This is a genomic window from Bradyrhizobium huanghuaihaiense (genome assembly GCF_025200885.1).
Lineage (GTDB): Bacteria > Pseudomonadota > Alphaproteobacteria > Rhizobiales > Xanthobacteraceae > Bradyrhizobium > Bradyrhizobium huanghuaihaiense.
Map to the genome: position 1 here is coordinate 23,916 of NZ_CP104172.1, position 23,149 is coordinate 47,064.

Consider the following 23,149-nt stretch of genomic DNA (forward strand, 5'->3'; position numbering starts at 1 on the left):
TGACGCGCCTTTGCCCACCCTACGGCTGGATGCCGCGGGGCATGACAACGGAGCCTTTCTCGCGACGGCGATGCGAATTCCTGCTACCATCGCGGCCAAGAAAGTCAAAAAGGAGCCAACCCATGAGCTGGATGCCCGACAACGATCCCGTGCTCGGCGATCCCAAATCCTGCGACGCGCTCGACCTCGTCATCGTGCCGCGCACCCGCGACCTCGGCGATGGCTTTGCGGTGCGGCGCGCGCTGCCGCATGGCAAGCGGCAGATGGTCGGACCTTTCATCTTCTTCGATCATTTCGGCCCGGTGCAGTTCGTCTCCGGCAAGGGCATGGACGTGCGGCCGCATCCGCATATCGGGCTCGCCACCGTCACGTATTTGTTCGACGGCGCGATCATGCATCGCGACAGCGAAGGCAATGTCCAGGAGATCGCGCCCGGCGCGATGAACCTGATGACGGCCGGGCGCGGCATCGCGCATTCCGAACGCACGCCGGATGCGCAGCGCGCCTCGGGCCAGAAGATGCTGGGCCTGCAAAGCTGGATCGCACTGCCGGCCGGGTCCGAAGAGATCGTGCCGTCGTTCCAGCATTATGCGGCGGGCGATCTGCCGATGATCTCCGAGCGCGATTTTACCGCTCGCGTGATCGCGGGCTCGTCCTTCGGCATCGCCTCGCCCGTGTCGATGGTGTCGCCCTGGTTCTACACCGAGGTCACGGCGGCCCAGGGCGCGAGCGTGCCGCTCGACCCCGACCATGAGGAACGCGCGATTTACATCGTCGACGGCGAGGTCGAGATTGCGAACGAGCGCTATGAGGGGCCGCGGCTGCTGATCTTCCGGCCCGGCGACCGCATCACCGTGAAGGCACTCAAGGCGACGCGGATGATGTTTCTCGGTGGCGATGCATTGGAAGGCCCGCGCCACATCTGGTGGAATTTCGTCTCCTCCAGCAAGGAGCGGATCGAGCAGGCCAAGCAGGACTGGAAAACCGGCCGCTTCGCCGCGGTTCCGCAGGAACATGAGTTCATTCCGCTGCCGGAATAGGCTAATCCGGTCTCCGGCCGTGCCATCAGGCGCGGCCGGATGTCCTGTCTTCAGCCTTCTGCCCGAAAGCTCTGCCGATGACCGCCATGCTCTCCAGCGACCTGCCCCTGACCAAGATCGGCCGCGGCAAGGTGCGCGATATCTACGCCGTCGACGATGATCGCCTGCTGCTGCTGACCACCGATCGCATCAGCGCCTTTGACGTCGTGATGGGCGAGACCATTCCGATGAAGGGCGCGGTGCTGACGCAAATCAGCGCGTTCTGGTTTGGCAAGCTCGAGGGCGTGGTGCCGCATCACATGATCAGCGCCGACACCGACGAGATCATCGCGGCCGTGCCGGCCTTGAAGCCGCACCGCGCCGAGATCCTCGGCCGCGCCATGCTGTCCCGCCGCACCACCGTGTTTCCGATCGAATGCGTGATCCGCGGCTATCTCTCGGGCTCGGCCTGGAAGGAATATGCCGGCTCCGGCACGCTTGCCGGCGAGAAGCTGAAACCGGGCCTCGTCGAAAGCGAGAAGCTGGAGCCTTCGATCTTCAGCCCGGCGACCAAGGCCGAGACCGGCCATGACGAGAACATCACCATCGCGAAGATGCGCGAAGTGGTGGGCGACGAGGTCGCCTACACGCTCGAGAGCATGACGCGCGCGATCTACACGCTCGGCGAGGAGCTGGCGCGCGAGCAGGGCATCATCATCGCCGACACCAAGTTCGAGTTCGGGCGCGACAAGGACGGCCGCATCATCCTGATCGACGAGGTGATGACACCGGATTCCTCGCGCTTCTGGGCGGTCGATGCCTACAAGCCCGGCCAGCCGCAGGCGAGCTTCGACAAGCAGCCGCTGCGCGACTATCTCGATGTCGAGCGCCGCGCCGGCCGCTGGAACGGCGACGCCCCGCCGCCGCCGCTGCCGGCGAGCGTGGTGGAGGCGACCAGCAAGCGGTATCTGGAAGCGTATCGGCGCGTGACAGGGACGGAGCTGAAGATTTAGACTTCGGCCTCGCCTCTCGCTCCGTCATTGCGAGCGTAGCGAAGCAATCCAGTGTCCTTTCGCGGAGACAGACTGGATTGCTTCGCTACGCTCGCAATGACGTGGAGAGGTCGGTGTTCCTCGTCGTCCCGGCGAAAGCCGGGACCATACCGCGGAATCTATCGATAAAGCTCGGTCCCGGTACCGACCATTTCACTGCAAGTCTTCGTCAAACTTCTCCCTGTGGTTATGGCTCCCGGCCTTCGCCGGGACGACGGTTGAGTATGGGGCTGCACCGTCAACCGCAACTCGTCGTCCTGGCTTTCGCCAGGACGACGATGAAGGCGATGGCTTCGGTTTTTCCCGTCCACCATATGATTGAGCGTTCACACGCCGTGAGCGGCAGTGCCCGCAAAAACTGTCGGATACTTCATAGTTCCACGAATCCTGTTGCGCTAAGCCTCCAATCGTCTACGTCTCGGACGGAGTTTCCCAAGGAGCGAGCGCAACGGCGTGACCGATCCAGCGATTACCTTCAGTCCGGCTCCGCGGTTCAATCCGACGCTCAAGCGTGCGCTGAATGACATATTGGGCGGCAGCGCCGCCAGCGTCCTGACCGTCACGTTCGGGCTCTCCTACGCGCTGCTGATCTTCGCAGGCCCCCTGTCGCCCTATCTGTCCTATGCGATCACGGCGACCTTCATCAGCTCTGCGGTGCTTGCGGCGATCGTCGCGCTGGGCAGCTCCCTGCCCTTCGCGGTCGCCGCCCCCGACAGCTCGACCGCGGCGGTGACGGGAATCCTGGCAGCCTCGCTGGTCGAACGGATCGAGGCGGCGAGCCCGTCGGCGCCGTTGTTGTCACCGGTCCTGATCACGCTCGGTCTGTCGACGGTGCTGACCGGCGTGGCGCTGTGCGGACTGGGCCTGACGCGGATGGGCCGTGCCATCCGCTACGTGCCCTACCCCGTGGTCGGCGGCTTCCTCGGCGCCACCGGGCTCCTGATCGTCATGGGTGCGATCAGGGTCATTACCGATCACCCCGTGCAATTTGCGACGGTGCTGCATTTCACCAACGGCACCACGCTGCTGGAGCTCGGTGCCGCATGCGCCATGGCGCTGGTGCTGTATCTGACCTGGCATCGCTCGCGCAGCCCGTTCGGGCTGCCGATCATCCTGGTCGGCGGCGTGCTCACGGCGCATCTGGCGTTCTGGATCACGGGCATCTCGCTCGGCGAAGCCCGCAGCCTGGGCTGGACATTCCAGCCGCCGCCGCAGGCAGCCTTCATGGTGCCCTGGCACACCGACGGCCTCGTCCACTATCCCTGGTTCGCCGTGCCGGACCTGCTCGGCAATCTCGTCGCCGTGATTTTCGTCACCGCGTCGAGCACGCTGTTCAACACCACCGGCATCGAGGTCGCCGTTCATCGCGAGGCCAATCTGGAGCGCGAGCTGAACGTCACCGGCACCGCCAACATGCTGACCGGCGTGCTCGGCGGCTATGCCGGCTGCATCTCGGTCAGCCGCTCGATCCTGAACTTCAGCAGCGGCGGCCGCCTGTCCGGCCTCACGGTCGCGGCGATGTCGCTGCTGATGCTCGTGGTCGCACCGCAATTGCTCGGCTTCATTCCGAAATTCGTGCTCGGCGGCCTCTTGCTCTATCTCGGCGCCGACCAGCTGCACAAATGGATCATCGAGTCGCGCAAGCGGCTGTCGAAGCTCGAATATCTCTCGCTGATCGCCATCATCGCGATCATCGTGGTCTGGGGCTTCGTGCCGGGCATCCTGATCGGCGTGATCATCGGCTGCGCCACCTTCGCCTTCAGCGCGGCGCGGGTGGAATCGATCAAGTACAGTTTCGACGGCTCGGAATATCGCTCCTCGCTCGACCGCTCGCGCGACGACCAGGAAGTGCTGCTGGCCCATGGCGGCAAGATCCAGGGCCTCAACCTGCAGAGCTATCTGTTCTTCGGCTCCGCCAACCGGCTTTACCAGCACGTCAAGCGACTGCTCCAAGAGCGCCCGGCGTGCCGCTATCTGCTGTTCGACTTCAAGCTCGTCACTGGCGTCGATTCGTCGGCCGCCTACAGCTTCGCGCAGATCAAGCGCAGCGCCGCCGATCTCGGTGTCGAGCTGATTCTGGTGCATCTGTCGGCGAGTGCCGAGAAAGTGCTGCGCTCCAGCGATTTCATCGGCGAAGGCGTCATCATCATCGGCGAGCTCGATCACGCACTGGAATGGTGCGAGAACGAGATCATCTCGCAGCATCAGGGCCTGGCGCAGGAAGAAGCCTCCTTACGCGACTGGTTCACGCGCATCCTCGACAGCGAGGACAACGCCGACGAGTTGATCCGCCGCTGCCAGCGCATCGAGGTCGAGGCCGGCGAGATCATCGTGCAGGCCGGCGATCCCGCCGATTCCATGCATTTCATTCTCGACGGCCGCGTCGGCATCATGGTCCCCGCCGAAGACGACCGCACCACGCGCGTGCGCAGCCTCGGCCGCTACACCACGATCGGCGAGATGGGCCTGGTGTCGAATACGCCGCGCAGCGCCACGATCCAGGCCGAGGTCGACAGCGTGCTCTACGTGCTCAATATCCACCAGTTCGACGCCATCAAGGCCGAGGATCCCGCGCTAAGCCACAAGCTGCTGACCTATTTCGTGTCGGTCATGGCCGAGCGGCTGAGCTTTGCGAACAGGACGATTGCGGTGCTGCGGCGGTAGGCCGTAGCCCGCATGAGCGAAGCGATATGCGGGACTTGAGGCCCCGGATGTCGCTACGCTCATCCGGGCTACGAAGTTAGCCCCCGTCATTGCGAGGAGCGAAGCGACGAAGCAATCCAGACTGTCTCCGCGGAGACTTTCCTGGATTGCTTCGCTTCGCTCGCAACGACGTGGAGTGAGAGCCGGGCCTAAACCCCCGCCATCATCACGTATTTGATCTCGACATATTCTTCCATGCCGTGACGCGAGCCTTCGCGTCCGAGGCCGCTTTCCTTGACGCCGCCGAAGGGCGCGACTTCCGTGGTGATCAGGCCGGTGTTGACGCCGACCATGCCCGACTCCAGCGCTTCGGCGACGCGCCAGACGCGGCCGAGATCGCGGGAGTAGAAGTAGGAGGCAAGACCGAACGGCGAGGCGTTGCACATCGCGATCACGTCGGCTTCATCCTTGAAGCGGATGACAGGCGCGAGCGGGCCGAAGGTTTCCTCCTGCGACACCAGCGAGTCCGGCTTGACGTCGGCGAGCACGGTCGGCTCGAAGAAGGAGCGTCCGAGCTCGCTGCGCTTGCCGCCGGTGACGACCTTGGCGCCGCGCTTCACGGCATCCGCGATGTGCCGCTCGACCTTGTCGATCGCCTTCATGTTGATCAGCGGCCCCTGCGTGACGCCGCTCTCGGTGCCGTCGCCGATCTTCATCGCCGCGACCTTCTTCGACAGCTTCTGCACGAACTCGTCGTAGATCTTGTCCTGGGCGTAGATGCGGTTGGCGCAGACGCAGGTCTGGCCCATGTTGCGGTACTTCGAGACGATGGCGCCCTCGACCGCGGCGTCGATGTCGGCGTCGTCGAACACGATGAACGGGGCGTTGCCGCCGAGCTCGAGGCCAAGCCGCTTCACGCCGACGGAAGCCTGCTGGTAGAGGATCTTGCCGACCGCCGTCGAGCCGGTGAAGCCGACGAAGCGCACCGCGGGATGCTCGCACAGCACCTTGCCGATCGGCGGCGCATCGCCGGTGATGATGTTGAGCACGCCCTTGGGGATGCCGGCCTTCTCGGCGAGCACGGCCAGCGCCAGCGCCGACAGCGGCGTCTCGTTGGCGGGCTTGAGCACCACGGTGCAGCCGGCCGCCAGCGCCGGCGAGACTTTTCGCGTGATCATCGAGTTCGGGAAATTCCACGGCGTGATCGCGCCGCAGACGCCGATCGGCTGCTTGATGGCGAGCAGGCGCGCATCGGGGCGCTGGCTCGGAATGGTCTCGCCATAGACGCGGCGGGCTTCCTCGGCGAAGAACTCGATATAGGCGGCGCCGATGTCGACCTCACCGAGCGCCTCGGAGAGCGGCTTGCCCTGCTCGGAGGTGAGGATCAGCGCGAGGTCCTCACGGTTGGCCGTAATCAGCTCGAACCATTTGCGCAGGATGTTGGAGCGCTGCTTGGCGGTGTGCTTGGCCCAGGCCGGAAAGGCGCGCTCGGCGGCTTCAACCGCCTTGGTGGTCTCGGCCGCACCAAGCTGCGGAACCTTTGCGAGCTCGACGCCGGTGGCGGGATTGTTCACCGCGAAGACCGGCGTGCCGACCCAGGCGCCGTCGATGTAGCAGGCCTCCTTCAGCAGCGAGGGGTCCTTCAACCGGTCGCGCAGGGTGGCGGTGGCTTGCGTGGCGCGGGCGGCGGCAGTCGGGGTCATGGCGTTCTCCCTCAGGGCGATCGGATTGGCCCGGAATATAGGGAGAGACGATGCGCAATGCACCGCCCCGCAACGCACAGCTGATGGGAGCTAAATTCGGGTCGGTGGGGTTACGCCGCGCCGCTCATATAGGTCTCGCGCCGGCCGATCATGCGCTCGGCGGCGGCCTTGGCGTCAGCCTTCGAAGAGGTCGCGCACGTCCGGTATTCGAGATCGGGAACGTCGGAGGTGTCGCGGCGGCCGAACCAGCTCTTCGAGCCGACCGGCAGCAGCGCCAGCGCCTGCGCCAGATTGTCCACCGCGCCGAAGGAATAGAGCGCGCCGGTGCCGGCGACACGAACCTCATAAATACCGGGCGCGATCGGCGCCTCGAGGTTGTCGCCCCGTCCGGGACGGGGATAGCGCTTCCATTCGCTCCAGGTCGAAATCATTTGAGGTCCCCCGCGGCCGGGAGCCGGCCGCCAAATTTGCATCAAGTCTTAACGTCGGCCGTCGATTGGCCGAGTGCTGAACGTCGCAACGCACAAAATGTTTCAAGTGCTTCCAAACACGCAAAACATATCGCCAGGACCCATCCATGGTCACGGCTCGTTGCGGCCATCCACCGCAGATTGTGACGGAGTGTTGCCGTCCAGCCGCCTTGTCGTCCTGCGTGGGGCGCAGGCCGTCAAGTCACGACATCGCGACCGGGGCGAAGGTGGAGGCGCTTGCCGCGCGCGACCTGCGGGAGGACAATCGATCACTTCCAACAATAATCAAACCGGAGGAAACGCGCATGCAAAGCCAGGCCCAGATCGACGAGGTTCTGCGCAAGACCAGCGATGCCAAGGAGATTCCCGGCGTGGTCGCGATCGCCGCGAGCGGTAGCGACGTGCTGTATCAGGGCGCGTTCGGCAAGCGCGACCTCTCCAAGCCCGATGCGATGACGCTGGACAGCGTGTTCTGGATCGCCTCGATGACGAAGGCCGTGACATCGGCAGGCGCGATGCAGCTGGTCGAACAGGGCAAGCTGTCGCTGGATAAGCCGATCGGCGACGTGCTGCCCGATCTCGCCAAGCCGCAGGTGCTCGAGGGCTTTGATGCCAAGGGCGAACCGAAGCTGCGGCCGGCCAAGGGCGCGATCACGCTGCGCCAGCTGATGACCCACACCGCCGGCTTCTGCTACGACATGTGGAACGGCGACATCGGCGCCTATCTCGAGAAGACCGGAACGCCCGGGATCATCACCTGCCAGAATGCCGCGCTGAAGACGCCGATCGCGTCCGACCCCGGCACGCGCTGGGAATACGGCACCAATATCGATTTCGTCGGCAAGGCGGTGGAAGCCGCCAGCGGCAAGCGGCTCGACGCCTATCTGCGCGACAATCTTTTTGCTCCACTCGGAATGTCTGACACCGGCTTCAAGATCACCGACGACATGCGCAAGCGGCTGGTCGGCATGCACGCGCGCGGCGAGGGCGGCCAGCTTGGCGCGATGCCGTTCGAGCTCGAGCAGAACCCGGAATTCTGCATGGGCGGCGGCGGCCTCTATTCGACCGCGGCCGACTACATCAAGTTCACCCAGATGATCCTGAACAAGGGCCGCGGCAACGGCAATCAGGTCCTCAAGGCCGATACTGTCGCGACGATGGGACAGAACCACATCGGCGATCTCAACGTCACCAAGATGACCTCGGTGGCGCCGATGTACACCAACGATGTCGACCTCTATCCGGACCAGGTGAAGAAATGGGGCCTCAGCTTCCTCATCAACACCGCCAAGACACCCGAGGGCCGCAGCGCCAACAGCCTCGCCTGGGCGGGCCTCGCCAACACCTATTACTGGATCGATCCCTCGCGCGACGTCACCGGCGTGATCCTGATGCAGCTGCTGCCGTTCGCGGATGGCAAGTGCCTGGAGGCGTTCGCGGCCTTCGAGCGCGGGGTCTATGCCGGGCTCGATGCGGGGAGCGGGCAGAAGGCGGCGTGAGCTAGCACGCCTCTCACCGCGCGACGACTGTCATTCCCCGCCTTGTGCGCAATTGCGCACAGGAGCGGGCGATGACAGTGGAGAGTGAGGGAAGCGCGCGCCACAAACTCGTCATTGCGAGCGTAGCGAAGCAATCCAGCCTGTCTCGGCGGAGGGATTCTGGATTGCTTCGCTTCGCTCGCAATGACGGCGGAGAGAGCGAGGACTAAACCGTCAGCCCGCGCTGGCCGGCGAGCTGCTTCAGGGACACCAGCGGACGGGCGCCGATGTGCTGGATCACTTCGGCGGCCGCGAGCGCGCCGAGCTCGCCGCACTGCTTGTACGCAAGATTGCGCGCGAGACCGTAGAGGAAGCCCGCGGCGAAGAGGTCGCCGGCGCCGGTGGTGTCGACGACCTTGTCGACCGGGAAGGCCGGCGCCGCCACGGCGTCTTCCGACGACACCACCATGCAGCCCTTCTCGCTGCGGGTGACGACGCCGAGATTGACGTCATTGCGCAGCTGCTTCAGCGCGGTGTCGAAATCCGAGGTCGTGTAGAGCGAATGCAGCTCGGACTCGTTGGCGAAGACGATGTCGACGGTGCCGTTGCGCATAAGTGAGAGAAACTCGTCGCGATAGCGATCGACGCAGAAGGAATCCGACAGCGTCAGCGCAACCTTGCGCTTGGCATCATGGGCGATCTTGGCCGCCTTGACGAAGGCGTCCTTGGCGTTCTTGGGGTCCCAGAGATAGCCTTCGAGATAGACGATGCCGGCGCTCGCGATCTCGGCCGGGTCGATGTCGGCGGGCGACAAATCCTGCGCGGCGCCGAGATAGGTGTTCATGGTGCGCTCGCCGTCATCGGTGACGAGGATGTAGGAGCAGCCGGTGGCGGGGCCGTCCGTCGCGGCGGGGGTGTTGAAGGCGACGCCGGCGGCGCGGATGTCGTGGACGTAGAGCTTGCCGATCTGGTCGTCCTTGACCTTGCCGACATAGGCGGCGCGTGCCCCCAGGCTGCCGATGCCGACGATGGTGTTGGCGGCAGATCCGCCCGAGACTTCCGTCGCCGGCCCCATGTCCTTGTAAATGGCGGCGGCGCGCGCCTCGTCGATCAGGGACATGCTGCCCTTGGTCATGCCGTGCTTGGCCAAAAAGGCCTCGTCGGTCCTGACCAGCACGTCGAACAGCGCGTTGCCGATCCCGAGAACGTCATATTTCACGTCAGCCATTCACCTTGATCCTGTTTGGCGGATTGCGATCCCTGCGGAAATCCGCTTCCTGTCGGTCTGAAATCTGGCTCGCGGCCTATCACGACCGGGCCTTCGCGGGCAAGCAACGAGCGTTGTCTTCTGACGCGTTTTCTTTACGCGAACCGGGACCACTTCGCTCGAAAACGCTATGGTATATCGTCCGATGATCCGCTCCTTCCTGACAGTTTCGACGGGAACACTGGCCTCGCGCCTGCTCGGCTTTGCGCGCGATTCCATGATTGCCGCACTGCTCGGCACCGGCGCGGTGGCGGATGCGTTTCTGGCGGCGTTCCAGCTAGTCAACGTGGTGCGACGGTTGCTCAGCGAGGGGGCACTCAATGCGGCCCTGATCCCGGCCTGGCTGCGCGTGCGTGACCGCGACGGCGAAGCGGCGGCATCCGCCTTCGCGGGGCGCGTGCTCGGCACTGTCAGCGTGGCGCTGATCGCGATCTCGATCGTCATCGCGCTGGTGATGCCGCTGATCATCACGGTCATCGCGCCGGGCTTTCTCGGGAGCAGCACGCTCGATCTCGCCGTCGCGAACGCGCGGCTGATGCTGCCCTATCTCGCCTTCGCCGGGCCCGTCACGGTGCTGATGGGACTGCTGAACGCGCAAGCGCGCTTTGCACTGGCCGCCTTCTCGCCGCTGCTGTTCAACATCGCGCTGATCATCGCGATCGCGGCGCTGCTCGCCGGGCATGCCGACGCGACCCTCGCGGCATGGATGCTGGCGGCCACCGTCGGCATCGCCGGGCTGCTGCAACTGCTGATGCTGCTGTCGCAGCGCAGTGCGGATCTTGCGACACCATTGCGCGTCAGTTTTGACAAGGAGATGCGCGGCTTCTTCGCCAAGGCCGTTCCCGGCATGATCGCAAGCTCGGGCCCGCAATGGCTGATGGTCGCGGGCGCGATCATTGCGTCGGCCACGCCGTCCGCGGTGTCCTGGCTCTATTTCGCCAACCGCCTGATCGAGCTGCCGCTCGGCATCGTCGGCGTCGCCATGGGCACGGTGCTGGTGCCGGAGCTGACGCGCGCCGTCACCAGCGGCGACCGCGAGGCCGTGGCACACGCGGAGTCGCGCGCGCTGGAGCTTGCGGCCGGGCTGGCGCTGCCGGCGACGCTCGGCCTGGTCGTGCTGGCCGAGCCGATCGTGCGGCTATTGTTCGAGCACGGCGCCTTCGGCGCGGACGACAGCGCGGCGACTGCGCATGCATTGATGTGGCTGGCGCTGGGCCTGCCGGCCCATGTGCTGATCAAGGCGCTGTCGCCGGCGTTCTATGCCCGCAGCGACACGATGACGCCGCTCATGGCCACGGCCAAAGGATTTGTGGTCGCAATCGCGCTCGCCGTCCTGCTCGGGCATTTCTTCGGCGCCAGCGGGATCGCGGCGAGCATCGCGGCCGGCGCCTGGAGCATTGCGATCTCGCTGCTCCGGAAAGGCACCAGCGAATTCGGCTTCTCGGTGGATGCCGCCGCACGAAAACGGCTGCCGCGGATCGTGCTCGCCGCGGCCGCGATGGGCGCCCTGCTCTGGCTGTCCGCGGCTCTGATGCCCGCCGAGGCGCATGGCCTGATCCGCTTCATCGTGCTGGGCGTGCAGATCGCTGCCGGGATCGCGGTCTACGGCCTGTTGCTGCAAACCTTCGGCGCCGCCTCCTGGCGCGAGGCGGCTGCGGCCTTGAAACGGCCGGCCTAGCGGGTGGGACAAGCGAATTACCCTTGACGGAGCAGCGCCGCTGTTGGAAACGACGGCCAAATACCTTTGGGAAGGCTGACCATGCCATTCGTTGAACGGGTCTTTTCGGGCGTCCAGCCGACGGGCAATCTGCACCTCGGCAATTATCTCGGCGCGATCGTCAACTTCGTGAAGATGCAGGAAACCCACAACTGCATCTATTGCGTCGTCGACATGCACGCGATCACGCAAGGCGTGGACGTCTGGGGCGGACCGGTCGAGCTCGCGCGCAACACCCGCGAGGTGACGGCGGCGTTCATCGCCAGCGGCATCGACCCGAACAAGCACATCGTGTTCAACCAGAGCCAGGTCTCGGGACACGCCGAGCTCGCCTGGATCTTCAACTGCGTCGCGCGCATGGGCTGGCTCGGCCGCATGACCCAGTTCAAGGAGAAAGCGGGCAAGGACCGCGAGAACGCGTCCGTGGGTCTGTTCGACTATCCCGTGCTGATGGCCGCCGACATCCTGCTCTACCGCGCCACCCACGTTCCAGTGGGCGAGGACCAGAAGCAGCATCTCGAGCTCTCGCGCGACATCGCGCAGAAGTTCAACAACGATTTCGGCGACTCGATCCGCAGCCACGGCGCCAATGACGGCCTGTTCTTCCCGCTGCCGGAACCCTTGATCACGGGCCCGGCGACGCGCGTGATGAGCTTGCGCGACGGCACCAAGAAGATGTCGAAGTCGGATGCCTCCGACAATTCGCGTATCAACCTCACCGACGACGCCGACACCATCGCGCAGAAGATCCGCAAGGCGAAGACCGATCCGGAGCCGCTGCCGTCAGAGGAAAAGGGCCTGGAAGCCCGCCCCGAAGCCGACAATCTCGTCGGCATCTTCGCCGCGCTCTCCGGCCGGCCCAAGGCCGACGTGCTCCGCGATTTCGGCGGCGGCCAGTTCTCCAGCTTCAAGAACGCGCTGGCGGAGCTGTGCGTGACGAAACTCGCGCCGATCGCCGGCGAGATGAAGCGCCTCGTCGCCGACCCCGGCCATATCGACACGATCCTGAACGACGGTTCCGACCGGGCCCGCGCCATCGCCGACGAGACCATGAAGCTCTCGAAGGACATCGTCGGCTTCATCCGCCGGCGCTAAGGCGCGATCGCAACACCGGCTGGCGCTGCAGCGCCGGCCGCTTCGCCTCTCCCAAACATTGCGGGAGTGTGGCAGCATGCCAGCCGTGCACATGCCGGGACATGCATGACCAGCAAGCGACTTTGCTTCGAGCCGGGTCACAAGCCCAAATGCCTCGTCGTCGTCGACGACAGCGCCGAATGGGATCGCGCGGTCTATTACGCCAGCCGCTGGGCGATCCGAGCCGGCGGCGGCGTGGTGATGCTGCGCATCATCGAGCCGGAGGAGCAGACCCAGGAATGGCTGGGGGTCGCCGACATCATGCGCGCCGAGGCGCAGGAGGAGGCGGAGGCAGCGCTCGACCGCGCCGCCGGGAGAGCCAACGGCATCGCCGCGATCACGCCGGAACGGGTGATCCGCGAGGGCGCCGCGATGGAACAACTGCTCGCTGTCATCGACGAGGATCCTGACATCGCCATGCTGGTGCTCGCCGCCAGTCCCGGCGCGGAGGGCCCGGGACCTCTGGTCGCGCTGCTCGCGCATGAGCTCGGCACATTCCCGGTGCCGGTGACGATCATCTCCGGCGCGCTGAGCGACCAAAGCGTGGATTCGCTGTCGTAGCTGCCACTTACCCTCCCCTGGAGGGGGAGGGTCAGCTCATGTCGAGCGAAGCGAGACATGAGCCGGGGTGGGGTGACGGTCTCTCCACCTCGAACGCTGCCCGTGGGGAGAGATCACCCCACCCCGCTCGCGCTGCGCGCGATCGACCCTCCCCTCCAGGGGAGGGTAAGAAAGCACCTAACCCGCTGATATAACTGCGGAACGCCCTTTCCTCCCCTTGACCGTGCGTTCCCCGTCGCCATCTGCTAGGTGATAGAGCACGCGCCGGCCTTGAACCGGCGACGTCTGGAGAAAACCATGTTCATTCAAACCGAAGCCACCCCCAATCCCGCCACGCTGAAGTTCATTCCCGGCCGCGTCGTGGTCGACGGCAGCCCGATGGAGTTTGCGAGCCGCGAATCGGCCGCGCGCTCGCCGCTGGCCGAAAAGCTGTTCGAGGTGCCCGGCGTCACCGGCGTGTTCTACGGATCGGACTTCATCACCGTGACCAAGGCGAGCGGTGAATGGCAGCAGCTCAAGCCCGCGATCCTCGGCGCCATCATGGAGCACTACATGTCCGGCGCGCCGCTGCTCGCCGGCGGCGAAGCGCACAGCGATGCCGATCTCGACGACGAGGACGAGTTCTTCGACGAGGCCGATGCCGAGACGGTCGACATGATCAAGGACCTGATCGAGACCCGCGTGCGGCCGGCGGTCGCCAATGACGGCGGCGACATCACCTTCCGCGGCTTCAAGGACGGCATCGTCTATCTCAACATGAAGGGCGCCTGCTCCGGCTGCCCGTCGTCGACCGCAACGCTCCAGCACGGTATCCAGAACCTGCTCAAACACTTCGTGCCCGACGTGGTCGAAGTCCGGCCGATGTAGGCGAGCTGTCGTAGGGTGGGCAAAGCGAAGCGTGCCCACCTCTTCTGCTCGTAAAGACAGGTTGGTGGGCACGGCGCAAGAGCGCCTTTGCCCACCCTACTAAGTAAGGCATTTGGGGGTCTGCAAATCGTGCGCGATGAATGGCGGATAGGCGCTCGGTTCGCTAGACTGCTTTCCATTCGCCACTCGTCATTCGCTCTTCCATGCTGATCCTTGCCATCGATACTGCGCTCGAGGCGTGCGCGGCGGCCGTGCTCGACACCGACGCCGGCGAGCTCCTTGCGCAGGAGCAGCTTCTCATGAAGCGCGGCCATGCCGAAGCGCTGATGCCGATGATCGCGCGGGTGATGCAGTCGGCCAATCTCGCCTTCACATCGCTCGACCGCGTCGCCGTCACGGTCGGCCCGGGCAGCTTCACCGGCCTGCGCGTCGGCATCTCGGCGGCGCGCGGCCTTGCGCTTGCGGCGAAACGGCCGGCGGTCGGGCTGACGACGCTGTCGGCCTATGCGGCCACCGTCGTCGGCCAGAGCGGAACGGCGCCGGTGATCTCCGCCATCGATGCGCGGCACGATCACGTCTATTTCCAGATCGTCGCCGGCGACGGCAGCCTCTTGGTGCAGCCGGGCATCGCGCCCATCAATGATGCGATTGCGGCCTCGCAATTCGGCGCGCCGCATCTGGTCGGCAATGCCGCGAACATCCTCGCCGATCGCTGGCCGAAGGATGCGCCGCCGCCCGTCGCGGTCGACGCGCAGCCCGCGCCCGACATCGGCTGGGTCGCATGGCTCGGCGCTGCGGTCGATCCCGAGACGAATCCGGCGCGGCCGTTCTATCTGAAGGCGCCCGACGCAAAACCGGCCGCAACTCCGCCGCTCGCACAAGCCGCAAGCTCATGATGAGATGGCTGTCGGAATGGTGGCGCGGCGGCACGGCCGCCGTCGAGCCGGTTTCCTTGCGCGATGCCGCGCGGCTGGCGCAGCTTCACGGCGCCTCCTTTGCGCAGGGCTGGGGCGAAGGCGAGTTCGAGAGCATGATCAGCGAGCGCAACACGCTCGTGCATCGGTTGCGCCTCGGTCGCAGGATCATCGGCTTTGCCGTCTCGCGGATCGGCGCGGACGAGGCGGAGATCCTCTCGGTCGCGGTCGACCAGGCCCATCGCGGCCGCGGCCTGTCCCGCACGCTGCTGATGACCCATCTCGGTCATCTCGCGGGGCGCGGCGTACGCACGATATTTCTCGAAGTTGAGGAAAATAACCAGCCGGCGCGGCGGCTCTACGACCGGGCCGGATTCATGGTGGTCGGACGCCGCGAACGCTACTATAAGCAGCCCAATGGGGAACAATTGAACGCCCTTCTGATGCGACGTGACTTGTCGTAACATCGATGGCAGAAAGCGCCCCTCAGGCAGACCGATCATGACCGCACTGAAACCCTCCTCCGCATCCAAGGCGTCCGGCATCGAGGCGCGCTGTGCCGCCACCGGCATGCGCATGACCGAGCAGCGCCGCGTCATCGCCCGCGTGCTCGCGGAGGCGGTCGATCATCCCGACGTCGAGGAATTGTACCGGCGCTGCGTTGCCGTCGACGACAAGATCTCGATCTCGACCGTGTATCGCACCGTCAAGCTGTTCGAGGACGCCGGTATCATCGAACGCCATGATTTTCGCGAGGGCCGCGCGCGCTATGAGACGATGCGCGACAGCCACCACGACCACCTCATCAATCTGCGCGACGGCAAGGTGATCGAATTCACCTCCGAAGAGATCGAGAAGCTTCAGGCGGAGATCGCCCGCAAGCTCGGCTACAAGCTGGTCGACCACCGGCTCGAGCTCTATTGCGTTCCGCTCGACGACGACAAGCCGACGTCTTAAGTGGCATGATCTTGTCGGAAAACCGCTCCACACTTTTCCGGATCATGCCTTAGTGCCCATCGATCTCATCATCTTCGATTGCGACGGCGTGCTCGTGGACAGCGAGGTGATCTCCTGTCGCGCGCATGCGGATGTGCTGACCCGGCACGGCTATCCGATCACGTCGGAGCAGGTGTCCGAGCGCTTCCTTGGCCGCTCGACAAAACAGGCCAACCTCGAGATCGAAACCGAACTCGGCCGCAAGCTGCCCGAGGCCTATCACGGCGATCTGCAGGACGAGCTGTTTCGCGCATTCGAAGCCGACCTCGAGGCGATCCGCGGCATCCACGACGTGCTCGACGTCGTGACGCAACGCGTCTGCGTTGCCTCGAGCGGTTCGCATTCACGCATGCAGGTGAGCCTCGGAAGCACGGGACTCTACGAACGCCTCGCCCCGAACATCTTCTCGTCGTCGCAGGTGACGAACGGCAAGCCGGCACCGGACCTCTTCCTGTTCGCCGCGCGCGAAATGGGCGTTCCGCCCGAGCGCTGCGTCGTCATCGAGGACAGCCTGGCCGGCATCGCCGGCGCCCGGGCGGCCGGTATGATCGTGTTCGGCTTCTACGGCGGCAGCCATTGCGGGGACGGCCATGCCGAGACCCTGCGCCAGGCCGGCGCCAATCTGACCTTTGCCGATATGCACCAGCTCCCGGAACTGGTCCGGCGGGTCGAGGCCGAGGCCTTGGCGGGCTGATTCTATCCCCTCGCAGTCATTCCAGGGCACGCGCAGCGCGCGTGAACCCGGAATCTGGAGGAATTAGCTCGAGATTCCGGGTTCGCGACTGCGTCGCGCCCCGGAATGACGGGTTCAGGCCGCCCATTCGCTGGATTTTCGGCCCTCCAGCCTATATCTGAGGGCCGTCCTCCACCGCCATTTTCGGGTTCCATGACGCCGCCGCGCAAGCTGCACATCAAATCATATGGCTGCCAGATGAACGTCTACGATGCCCAGCGCATGGTGGACACGCTGGCTCCGGAAGGATTCGTGGAGACGGCGAGCGCCGAGGACGCCGACCTCGTCATCCTCAACACCTGCCATATCCGCGAGAAGGCCTCGGAAAAGGTCTATTCTGAGCTCGGGCGCTTACGCGTCGCCAAGGACGAGGCGGCGCGCGGGGGCCGCGCGATGCAGATCGCGGTTGCCGGCTGCGTGGCACAGGCCGAGGGCGAGGAGATCGTGCGGCGGGCGCCTGTCGTCGACGTCGTAGTCGGACCGCAGAGCTATCATCATCTGCCGGAGCTCCTGAAGCGCGCCGGCAGCGAAGGCCGTGCGATCGAGACCGAATTCCCCGCCGAGGACAAGTTCGGCTTCCTGGCCCAGCCGAAGCCCGCCGCGATCCGCGCGCGCGGCATTTCCGCCTTCGTCACGGTGCAGGAAGGCTGCGACAAGTTCTGCACCTTCTGCGTCGTGCCCTACACGCGGGGCTCGGAAGTCTCGCGCCCCGTGGCGAAGATCGTCGACGATGTGAAGCGGCTCGCCGACAACGGCGTGCGCGAGCTCACGCTGATCGGGCAGAACGTCAACGCCTATCACGGCGAGGGGCCGGACGGAAAAACCTGGCCGCTCGGCCGGCTGCTCGAGCATCTGGCGGCGATCCCGGGGATCGCGCGGCTGCGCTATTCGACCAGCCACCCCCGCGACGTCGATGACAGTTTGATCGCGGCCCATCGCGATCTCGATGCCCTGATGCCGTTCGTGCACCTGCCGGTGCAGTCGGGCTCGGACCGGATTCTTGCCGCCATGAACCGGAAACATACCGCCGATGATTATCGGCGTGTCATCGACCGTTTTCGTACCGCGCGCCAAGACATTGCTTTTTCATCAGATTTCATCGTCGGCTTCCCCGGCGAAAGCGAGCAAGATTTTCTCGCCACCCTCGCGCTTGTCACGCAAATCGGTTACGCTGCGGCTTATTCGTTCAAATACTCCGCCCGGCCGGGAACGCCGGCCGCGGACATGCAGGAGACGGTGTCCCCCGCCGAGATGGACCAGCGATTGGAGCGGCTCCAGGAACTGATCGACAGCCAGCAATCGGCCTTCAACAGGGCCGCGATTGGCTCGACGGTCGATGTGCTGTTCGAGCGTCCGGCGCGCAAGGACGGCCAGATCGTCGGCCGCACCGCTTTTCTCCAGCCCGCGCACGTGATGGCCTCGCCCGACATCATCGGACAGATCCTGCCTGTCAGGATCGACAGCCTCGAGCGCTACAGCTTCCTCGGCGAGCTCGCGACCGCGCACACCGCGCGCGAGCCCGCTTTATCGCAAGCCACTGGAGCCTGAACCCTTGCCAAAAAGCGCATCGGATTCGTCTTCTATCGCTCCCAGCCGCAAATTTGACCGCGACATGCAAGTTCCGCCCGAGACCCAGGTCGTCATCGACCTCGACGACAACCGCGCCGCTTCCGCGCTGGTCGGCCCTTATGGTCAGAATCTCGCGCAGATCGAACGACGGCTCGGAGTCGTCGTCGACTCCAAGGGCAACCACATCACCATCGGCGGCACTCGCGACGGCTGCGACGCCGCCCGCCGCGTGGTGGAGATGCTCTACGCGCAGGCCTTGAAAGGGCAGGACCTCGACCAGGGCGAGGTCGAAGGCGCGATCCGCGCCGTGATCGCGCAGGGATCGCTGTTCGAGTTCGACGCGAAGTCGGCGAAATCGACCTTCGACAGCATCAACCTGCGCAAGCGCCCGGTGCGCGCGCGCACCGCCGCGCAGGACTCCTACATCCGCGCGCTGAAGCGCCACGAGCTGGTGTTCGGCATCGGCCCCGCCGGCACCGGCAAGACCTGGCTCGCAGTCGCGCATGCCGCCCAGCTGTTCGAGCGCAAGGAGGTCGACAAGATCATCCTGTCGCGCCCGGCGGTGGAGGCCGGCGAGCGCCTCGGCTTCCTGCCCGGCGACCTCCGCGAGAAGGTCGATCCGTATCTGCGCCCGATCTACGACGCGCTTTATGATCTCATGGACGCGCGCATCGTCGAGCGCGCGCTGCAGACCGGCGAGATCGAGATCGCGCCGCTCGCCTTCATGCGCGGCCGCACCCTCACCAATGCCGCCATCATCCTGGACGAGGCGCAGAACACCACGTCGATGCAGATGAAGATGTTCCTGACGCGTCTCGGCGAGAACAGCCGCATGATCGTGACGGGCGACCCCTCGCAGATCGACCTGCCGAACGGCCAGACCTCGGGTCTTGCCGAGGCAACGCGCCTGCTCGGCGGCGTCGAAGGCATTGCCCAAGTTCATTTCAAAGCCGAGGACGTGATCCGCCATGAGCTCGTGGCGCGGATCGTCGCCGCCTATGAAGGTTCGCCGCAGCGGCCGGCCGCCGATAAATCCTGACGGGACAACAGCCGGACCAGACGGGCGCGAACGCGGCGCCTGATCGTTCCGAACAAAGACAATGTCACATCCGAACCTTCCCATGACCGAGGTCCTCGTCGTTGCCGATTGCTGGCAGCGCGAGCCCGATTCCGAAGCCGTGATCCAGCGCGCGGTCGCCGCCGCCGCCGAGAGCGTCGACGAAGATGTTGCCGACGCGGAAGTGGCGGTGATGCTGACCGATGATGCCGGCATCCGCACTCTCAACGGCAACTGGCGCGGCATCGACAAGCCGACCAACGTGCTGTCGTTTCCCGCGCCCCAGCCGGAGGGCGAATGGAAGGAAGGCGATGCGCCGCGCATGCTCGGCGACATCGCGATCGCCTACGAGACCATGCGGCGCGAGGCGGACGAGGAGCACAAGCCGTTCGACCATCATTTGAGCCACCTCGCCGTGCACGGCTTCCTGCATTTGATCGGCTACGACCACGAGAACGACGCCGACGCCAAGGAGATGGAAGCGCTGGAAACTGAGATCCTCGCCCATCTCGGCATCCCCGACCCCTATGCCGACCGCCCGGGGACGCACTGAGATGCCGGATTCCGAGCCAACCCACGACAATCCGCGCAACACGCCCAACCTGCCGGCCGTGGTGACACCGGGCGAGGTGCTGCGCCCGACCGCCGAGAGCTGGCTGCTGCGCGCCATCCGCACGCTGTTCGGCTGGAAGGCGGGATCGGTGCGCGACGATCTCCAGGTCGTGCTCGACGCCACGACGCCCGACGACACCGGCTTCTCCGCGGTCGAGCGCACCATGCTGCGCAACATCCTCGGCCTGCACGAGCGCCGCATCGCCGACGTCATGGTGCATCGCGCCGACATCATCGCCGTGAAGCGCGACATCCCGCTCGGCGAATTGATGGACCGCTTCGAGAGCGCCGGCCATTCCCGCCTCGTCGTCTACAACGAGACGCTCGACGATCCCGTCGGCATCGTCCACATCCGCGATCTGCTCGCTTTCATGACCGTGCGGGCGCGGGTGTCGGAGGCCACCAAGACCAAGCGCAAGAAGCCGCTGCCGGCCGGCCTCGATCTGCGCGCGGTCGATCTGGCGATGCCGCTCGAGGACGCCCGCATCATCCGCAAGCTGCTCTACGTGCCGCCGTCGATGCGGGCGATCGACCTGCTCGCGCAGATGCAGGCCACGCGCATTCATCTGGCGCTGGTCGTCGACGAATATGGCGGCAGCGACGGGCTGGTCTCGATCGAGGACATCGTCGAGCAGATCGTCGGCGAGATCGACGACGAGCACGACAGCGACGAGCCGCCCTCGATCGTGCGCCTGCCGGACAACGCCTTCATCGCCGATGCCCGCGCCAGCCTCGACGACGTCCGCACCGTGATCGGCGCGGACTTCGTCACCGGCGAGGCCGGTGAGGAGGTCGAGACGCTCGGCGGCTATCTCGTCAGCTTCGTCGGACGCCTGCCGGTGCGCGGCGAGGTGATCTCGGGTCCCGGCAATTACGAGGTCGAGGTGCTCGATGCCGATCCGCGCCGCGTCAAGCGGCTGCGCATCTCGACGCGGAAGGAACGTCCGGCGCCGCGCAGCCAGCGCGAGAGCCGACGCCGCGAGGCCGCGCCGGAGAGCAGCCCGCCGCCGGCCAGTGACACGCCGACCCCGCCGCCGAGCGACGGGACCGGCCCGCAGTGAACGCATTGCAGCGACTTCGTCAGATCGCGCTCGCCATCATCCTCACCTGGGGCTGGAAGCGCGCCGTCATCGCCATGGCCGCCGGCGCGCTGTCGGTGCTGGCGCTGGCGCCATTCAACCTCTTCCCGGTGCTGTTCATCACCTTTCCGGTGCTGGTCTGGCTGATCGACGGCACCGGCGCCGGACGATATGGCGGCGTCCCCGCCGCGGCGCTGACCGGCTACTGGTTCGGGCTCGGCTATTTCGTTCCCGGCCTCTACTGGATCGGCTACGCCTTCTTCGTCGACGCCGACATCTTCGCCTGGCTGACACCGTTCGCCGTGCTGGGCCTGCCGGCCTATCTCTCCATCTTCACGGCGATCGGATGTGCGCTGGCGCGCCTGCTCTGGACCAAGAACGCCACGCGCGTGCTCGCGCTCGCGGCAAGCCTCACCATCGCCGAATGGCTGCGCGGTCATGCGCTGACCGGCTTTCCCTGGAACGCATTCGGCTATGCGCTGTCCGAGCCGCTGCCGCTGGCGCAGACGGCCTCGCTGATCGGCCTGTGGGGCATGACCTTCCTGACGGTTGCGATCTTTGCGAGCCCGGCGACGCTGATTGACCGCACGCCCGATCGCCGCGTGGAGTGGCGCGCGTCAGCCGCGGCAATCGCGCTTCTGATTGTCATGGGCATCTTCGGCGCGATCCGCCTGTCACTGCATCCGACCGCGATGGTCGCTGGCGCCAAGCTGCGCCTGATGCAACCGAACCTGCAGCAGGACGCGAAGTTCAACTACGCCGCCAAGGCCGAGGTGATGAAGAAATACCTCGCGCTGTCGGACCGCGCCTCCGGGCCGCAATCGACCGGCGTGCGCGATGCCACCATCCTGATCTGGCCGGAATCCGCGTTCCCGTTCTTCCTGACCCGCGAAGCCGACGCGATGGCGCAAATCGCCGACCTGTTGCCGAAGGGCACGGTGCTGATCACGGGCTCGGTGCGCGCGCCCGACCTGCCGCGGGGAACGCCGATCACACGCGCCTACAATTCGATCTACGTGATCGATCACGACGGCAGCGTGCTCGCGGTCTACGACAAGCTGCATCTCGTGCCGTTCGGCGAATTTCTTCCCTACCAGGAGCTGATGGAGAAGCTCGGTTTCGAGCAGCTGACGCGTGTGCGCGGCGGCTTCATCGCCGGCAGCGTGCGGCATGCGCTGCCGGTCCCCACCGCACCATCGGCGCTGCCTCTGATCTGCTATGAGGCCATCTTTCCCGGTGAGGTGGCAGGACGCAACGAACGTCCGGGCTGGATCGTGAACCTCACCAATGACGGCTGGTTCGGCATCTCGACCGGCCCCTATCAGCATCTGGAGCAGGCACGCATGCGCGCGATCGAGCTCGGATTGCCGCTGGTCCGCTCCGCCAATACCGGAATCTCCGCGGTGATCGATCCGGTCGGACGAACCGTCGCCAGCCTGGGTCTCGGCATCGAAGGCATTTTGGATGCAAACCTGCCCGCCGCAATCCCGCCGACCGTCTACGCGCGGCTGGGCGACGTGCCCGCAGCCATGCTCGTCGCGCTCGGCGTGATGCTCGCGGTCCGCCGGCGTGTTGCCAAACGGCACCCCTGATCGCGTCGTCGCCGCCGAGGTGGCCGGAATCCTTTGACAACCGTAGTCCCACGGTTGACAGATTGCACGCGGGTTCCTCATTCTGCACCCGCTGCGAAAGACAGTGGGCGTTGCTAAATTTCTCCGCAATGTTTCCCAATAACAGGGTTTGATTTTTACGCTGCTGGCACCTGAGGCATTCCGGTCGATTGCGCTGAGGGTGGTGTTTGGAGGCTGAGGAAATGTCGAAAGCGCCCAACCCTGTTGACAAATATGTCGGCAGCCGCGTGCGTATGCGCCGCATCATGTTGGGCATGAGTCAGGAAAAGCTCGGTGAAGCTTTGGGCCTGACATTCCAGCAGATTCAGAAATACGAGAAGGGCACGAATAGGGTCGGCGCGAGCCGCATCCAGCAGATTGCCGAGATTTTGCAGGTGCCGGTGTCGTTCCTGTTCGAAGGCGGCCCGAGCGGCGTGGCCGGCCCGGACGGCTTCGCTGAAGGTGCTTCGCCCTCTTATGTTTCCGACTTCCTCGCGACCTCCGAAGGTCTCGCTCTGACCAAGGCGTTCACCCGAATCACCGATTCGAAGATGCGCCGCTCCATCGTCGATCTCGTCGAGCAGATCGCGGCCCGCGAAGGCCCCGACAAGCGCTGACGCCAGCGCAATCCGATTTGAGGCTGCGCCAAATCTGGCCTATGTCGTCAT

General features: G+C 65.5%; 21 protein-coding genes. 18 read left to right on the plus strand and 3 right to left on the minus strand.

Annotated features, from left to right (window positions below; genetic code table 11):
• Positions 1-122: 122 nt before the first annotated feature.
• The 3 genes from N2603_RS00095 to N2603_RS00105 all read left to right on the plus strand — a co-directional run bounded on the left by N2603_RS00095 (position 123) and on the right by N2603_RS00105 (position 4,735).
• A complete protein-coding gene (locus N2603_RS00095; protein ID WP_260387248.1) occupies positions 123-1,040 on the plus strand; it encodes a pirin family protein in 918 nt (305 codons plus the stop codon).
• Positions 1,041-1,117: 77 nt separating this feature from the next.
• Positions 1,118-2,032 (plus strand): phosphoribosylaminoimidazolesuccinocarboxamide synthase, encoded by a 915-nt coding sequence (locus N2603_RS00100; protein WP_018644217.1) that lies wholly within the window; start codon positions 1,118-1,120, stop codon positions 2,030-2,032.
• Between the two features lie 492 nt (positions 2,033-2,524).
• Positions 2,525-4,735, plus strand: a complete 2,211-nt coding sequence (locus tag N2603_RS00105) for a SulP family inorganic anion transporter (RefSeq protein ID WP_260387249.1) — start codon at positions 2,525-2,527, stop codon at positions 4,733-4,735.
• 188 nt (positions 4,736-4,923) lie between these two features.
• Here the strand turns inward: N2603_RS00105 and N2603_RS00110 are convergent, their stop codons facing one another.
• Together N2603_RS00110 and N2603_RS00115 are read right to left on the minus strand one after the other, a co-directional pair.
• Positions 4,924-6,417 (minus strand): NAD-dependent succinate-semialdehyde dehydrogenase, encoded by a 1,494-nt coding sequence (locus N2603_RS00110; RefSeq protein ID WP_260387250.1) that lies wholly within the window; start codon positions 6,415-6,417, stop codon positions 4,924-4,926.
• Between the two features lie 110 nt (positions 6,418-6,527).
• Positions 6,528-6,848: a hypothetical protein gene (locus N2603_RS00115; protein ID WP_018644213.1), complete on the minus strand. Its 321-nt coding sequence runs from the start codon at positions 6,846-6,848 to the stop codon at positions 6,528-6,530.
• Positions 6,849-7,192: 344 nt separating this feature from the next.
• Between N2603_RS00115 and N2603_RS00120 the strand changes: the two genes are divergently transcribed.
• Positions 7,193-8,386, plus strand: a complete 1,194-nt coding sequence (locus N2603_RS00120; RefSeq protein ID WP_260387251.1) for a serine hydrolase domain-containing protein — start codon at positions 7,193-7,195, stop codon at positions 8,384-8,386.
• 205 nt (positions 8,387-8,591) lie between these two features.
• Here N2603_RS00120 and N2603_RS00125 read toward each other — a convergent pair whose 3' ends face one another.
• Positions 8,592-9,593, minus strand: a complete 1,002-nt coding sequence (locus tag N2603_RS00125) for an adenosine kinase (RefSeq protein ID WP_212340239.1) — start codon at positions 9,591-9,593, stop codon at positions 8,592-8,594.
• A gap of 184 nt (positions 9,594-9,777) precedes the next feature.
• Here N2603_RS00125 and murJ point away from each other — a divergent pair, with 184 nt between their 5' ends.
• From murJ to N2603_RS00195, 14 genes are all read left to right on the plus strand, one after another.
• The gene (murJ, locus tag N2603_RS00130) at positions 9,778-11,310 is read left to right on the plus strand and encodes a murein biosynthesis integral membrane protein MurJ (RefSeq protein ID WP_260424423.1); all 1,533 of its coding nucleotides are present in this window, start codon (positions 9,778-9,780) and stop codon (positions 11,308-11,310) included.
• An 81-nt stretch (positions 11,311-11,391) separates the two neighbouring features.
• Positions 11,392-12,444, plus strand: a complete 1,053-nt coding sequence (gene trpS, locus N2603_RS00135) for a tryptophan--tRNA ligase (RefSeq protein ID WP_260387252.1) — start codon at positions 11,392-11,394, stop codon at positions 12,442-12,444.
• Between the two features lie 105 nt (positions 12,445-12,549).
• Entirely contained in the window at positions 12,550-13,044 is a 495-nt protein-coding gene (locus N2603_RS00140; RefSeq protein WP_026312176.1) for a universal stress protein, read from the plus strand.
• A 297-nt stretch (positions 13,045-13,341) separates the two neighbouring features.
• Positions 13,342-13,911: a NifU family protein gene (locus N2603_RS00145; protein WP_018644207.1), complete on the plus strand. Its 570-nt coding sequence runs from the start codon at positions 13,342-13,344 to the stop codon at positions 13,909-13,911.
• A 203-nt stretch (positions 13,912-14,114) separates the two neighbouring features.
• A complete protein-coding gene (gene tsaB / locus N2603_RS00150) occupies positions 14,115-14,807 on the plus strand; it encodes a tRNA (adenosine(37)-N6)-threonylcarbamoyltransferase complex dimerization subunit type 1 TsaB (RefSeq protein ID WP_260387253.1) in 693 nt (230 codons plus the stop codon).
• Positions 14,804-15,289: a ribosomal protein S18-alanine N-acetyltransferase gene (gene rimI / locus N2603_RS00155; RefSeq protein ID WP_260387254.1), complete on the plus strand. Its 486-nt coding sequence runs from the start codon at positions 14,804-14,806 to the stop codon at positions 15,287-15,289. Before tsaB ends, rimI begins: the two co-directional genes overlap by 4 nt.
• 37 nt (positions 15,290-15,326) lie before the next feature.
• Positions 15,327-15,782, plus strand: coding sequence for a Fur family transcriptional regulator (locus N2603_RS00160; RefSeq protein WP_011083619.1), 456 nt, complete (start codon positions 15,327-15,329; stop codon positions 15,780-15,782).
• 52 nt (positions 15,783-15,834) lie between these two features.
• Entirely contained in the window at positions 15,835-16,515 is a 681-nt protein-coding gene (locus tag N2603_RS00165) for an HAD family hydrolase (protein WP_260387255.1), read from the plus strand.
• A gap of 192 nt (positions 16,516-16,707) precedes the next feature.
• The gene (miaB, locus tag N2603_RS00170; RefSeq protein ID WP_260387256.1) at positions 16,708-18,102 is read left to right on the plus strand and encodes a tRNA (N6-isopentenyl adenosine(37)-C2)-methylthiotransferase MiaB; all 1,395 of its coding nucleotides are present in this window, start codon (positions 16,708-16,710) and stop codon (positions 18,100-18,102) included.
• A gap of 64 nt (positions 18,103-18,166) precedes the next feature.
• On the plus strand, positions 18,167-19,162 hold the full coding sequence (locus N2603_RS00175) for a PhoH family protein (protein WP_018644201.1): 996 nt from the start codon (positions 18,167-18,169) through the stop codon (positions 19,160-19,162).
• 82 nt (positions 19,163-19,244) lie between these two features.
• Complete coding sequence (gene ybeY, locus N2603_RS00180; RefSeq protein WP_260387257.1) at positions 19,245-19,733, plus strand: rRNA maturation RNase YbeY; 489 nt, start codon at positions 19,245-19,247, stop codon at positions 19,731-19,733.
• A 1-nt stretch (position 19,734) separates the two neighbouring features.
• On the plus strand, positions 19,735-20,853 hold the full coding sequence (locus N2603_RS00185; protein ID WP_026312175.1) for a hemolysin family protein: 1,119 nt from the start codon (positions 19,735-19,737) through the stop codon (positions 20,851-20,853).
• A complete protein-coding gene (gene lnt, locus N2603_RS00190; RefSeq protein ID WP_260387258.1) occupies positions 20,850-22,463 on the plus strand; it encodes an apolipoprotein N-acyltransferase in 1,614 nt (537 codons plus the stop codon). Before N2603_RS00185 ends, lnt begins: the two co-directional genes overlap by 4 nt.
• Before the next feature lie 221 nt (positions 22,464-22,684).
• Positions 22,685-23,098, plus strand: a complete 414-nt coding sequence (locus tag N2603_RS00195) for a helix-turn-helix domain-containing protein (protein WP_008131807.1) — start codon at positions 22,685-22,687, stop codon at positions 23,096-23,098.
• The last annotated feature ends 51 nt before the right edge of the window (positions 23,099-23,149 follow it).

Bases quoted from the DNA above. Each gene is read 5' to 3' on its own strand.
- N2603_RS00195 (WP_008131807.1), top strand. From the start codon at position 22,685: ATGTCGAAAGCGCCCAACCCTGTTGACAAATATGTCGGCAGCCGCGTG.
- miaB (WP_260387256.1), top strand. From the start codon at position 16,708: ATGACGCCGCCGCGCAAGCTGCACATCAAATCATATGGCTGCCAGATG.
- rimI (WP_260387254.1), top strand. From the start codon at position 14,804: ATGATGAGATGGCTGTCGGAATGGTGGCGCGGCGGCACGGCCGCCGTC.
- trpS (WP_260387252.1), top strand. From the start codon at position 11,392: ATGCCATTCGTTGAACGGGTCTTTTCGGGCGTCCAGCCGACGGGCAAT.
- N2603_RS00115 (WP_018644213.1), bottom strand. From the start codon at position 6,848: ATGATTTCGACCTGGAGCGAATGGAAGCGCTATCCCCGTCCCGGACGG.
- ybeY (WP_260387257.1), top strand. From the start codon at position 19,245: ATGACCGAGGTCCTCGTCGTTGCCGATTGCTGGCAGCGCGAGCCCGAT.
- tsaB (WP_260387253.1), top strand. From the start codon at position 14,115: ATGCTGATCCTTGCCATCGATACTGCGCTCGAGGCGTGCGCGGCGGCC.
- N2603_RS00175 (WP_018644201.1), top strand. From the start codon at position 18,167: ATGCAAGTTCCGCCCGAGACCCAGGTCGTCATCGACCTCGACGACAAC.
- N2603_RS00095 (WP_260387248.1), top strand. From the start codon at position 123: ATGAGCTGGATGCCCGACAACGATCCCGTGCTCGGCGATCCCAAATCC.
- N2603_RS00120 (WP_260387251.1), top strand. From the start codon at position 7,193: ATGCAAAGCCAGGCCCAGATCGACGAGGTTCTGCGCAAGACCAGCGAT.
- N2603_RS00110 (WP_260387250.1), bottom strand. From the start codon at position 6,417: ATGACCCCGACTGCCGCCGCCCGCGCCACGCAAGCCACCGCCACCCTG.
- N2603_RS00145 (WP_018644207.1), top strand. From the start codon at position 13,342: ATGTTCATTCAAACCGAAGCCACCCCCAATCCCGCCACGCTGAAGTTC.
- N2603_RS00100 (WP_018644217.1), top strand. From the start codon at position 1,118: ATGACCGCCATGCTCTCCAGCGACCTGCCCCTGACCAAGATCGGCCGC.
- N2603_RS00125 (WP_212340239.1), bottom strand. From the start codon at position 9,593: ATGGCTGACGTGAAATATGACGTTCTCGGGATCGGCAACGCGCTGTTC.
- N2603_RS00185 (WP_026312175.1), top strand. From the start codon at position 19,735: ATGCCGGATTCCGAGCCAACCCACGACAATCCGCGCAACACGCCCAAC.
- N2603_RS00160 (WP_011083619.1), top strand. From the start codon at position 15,327: ATGACCGCACTGAAACCCTCCTCCGCATCCAAGGCGTCCGGCATCGAG.
- murJ (WP_260424423.1), top strand. From the start codon at position 9,778: ATGATCCGCTCCTTCCTGACAGTTTCGACGGGAACACTGGCCTCGCGC.
- N2603_RS00140 (WP_026312176.1), top strand. From the start codon at position 12,550: ATGACCAGCAAGCGACTTTGCTTCGAGCCGGGTCACAAGCCCAAATGC.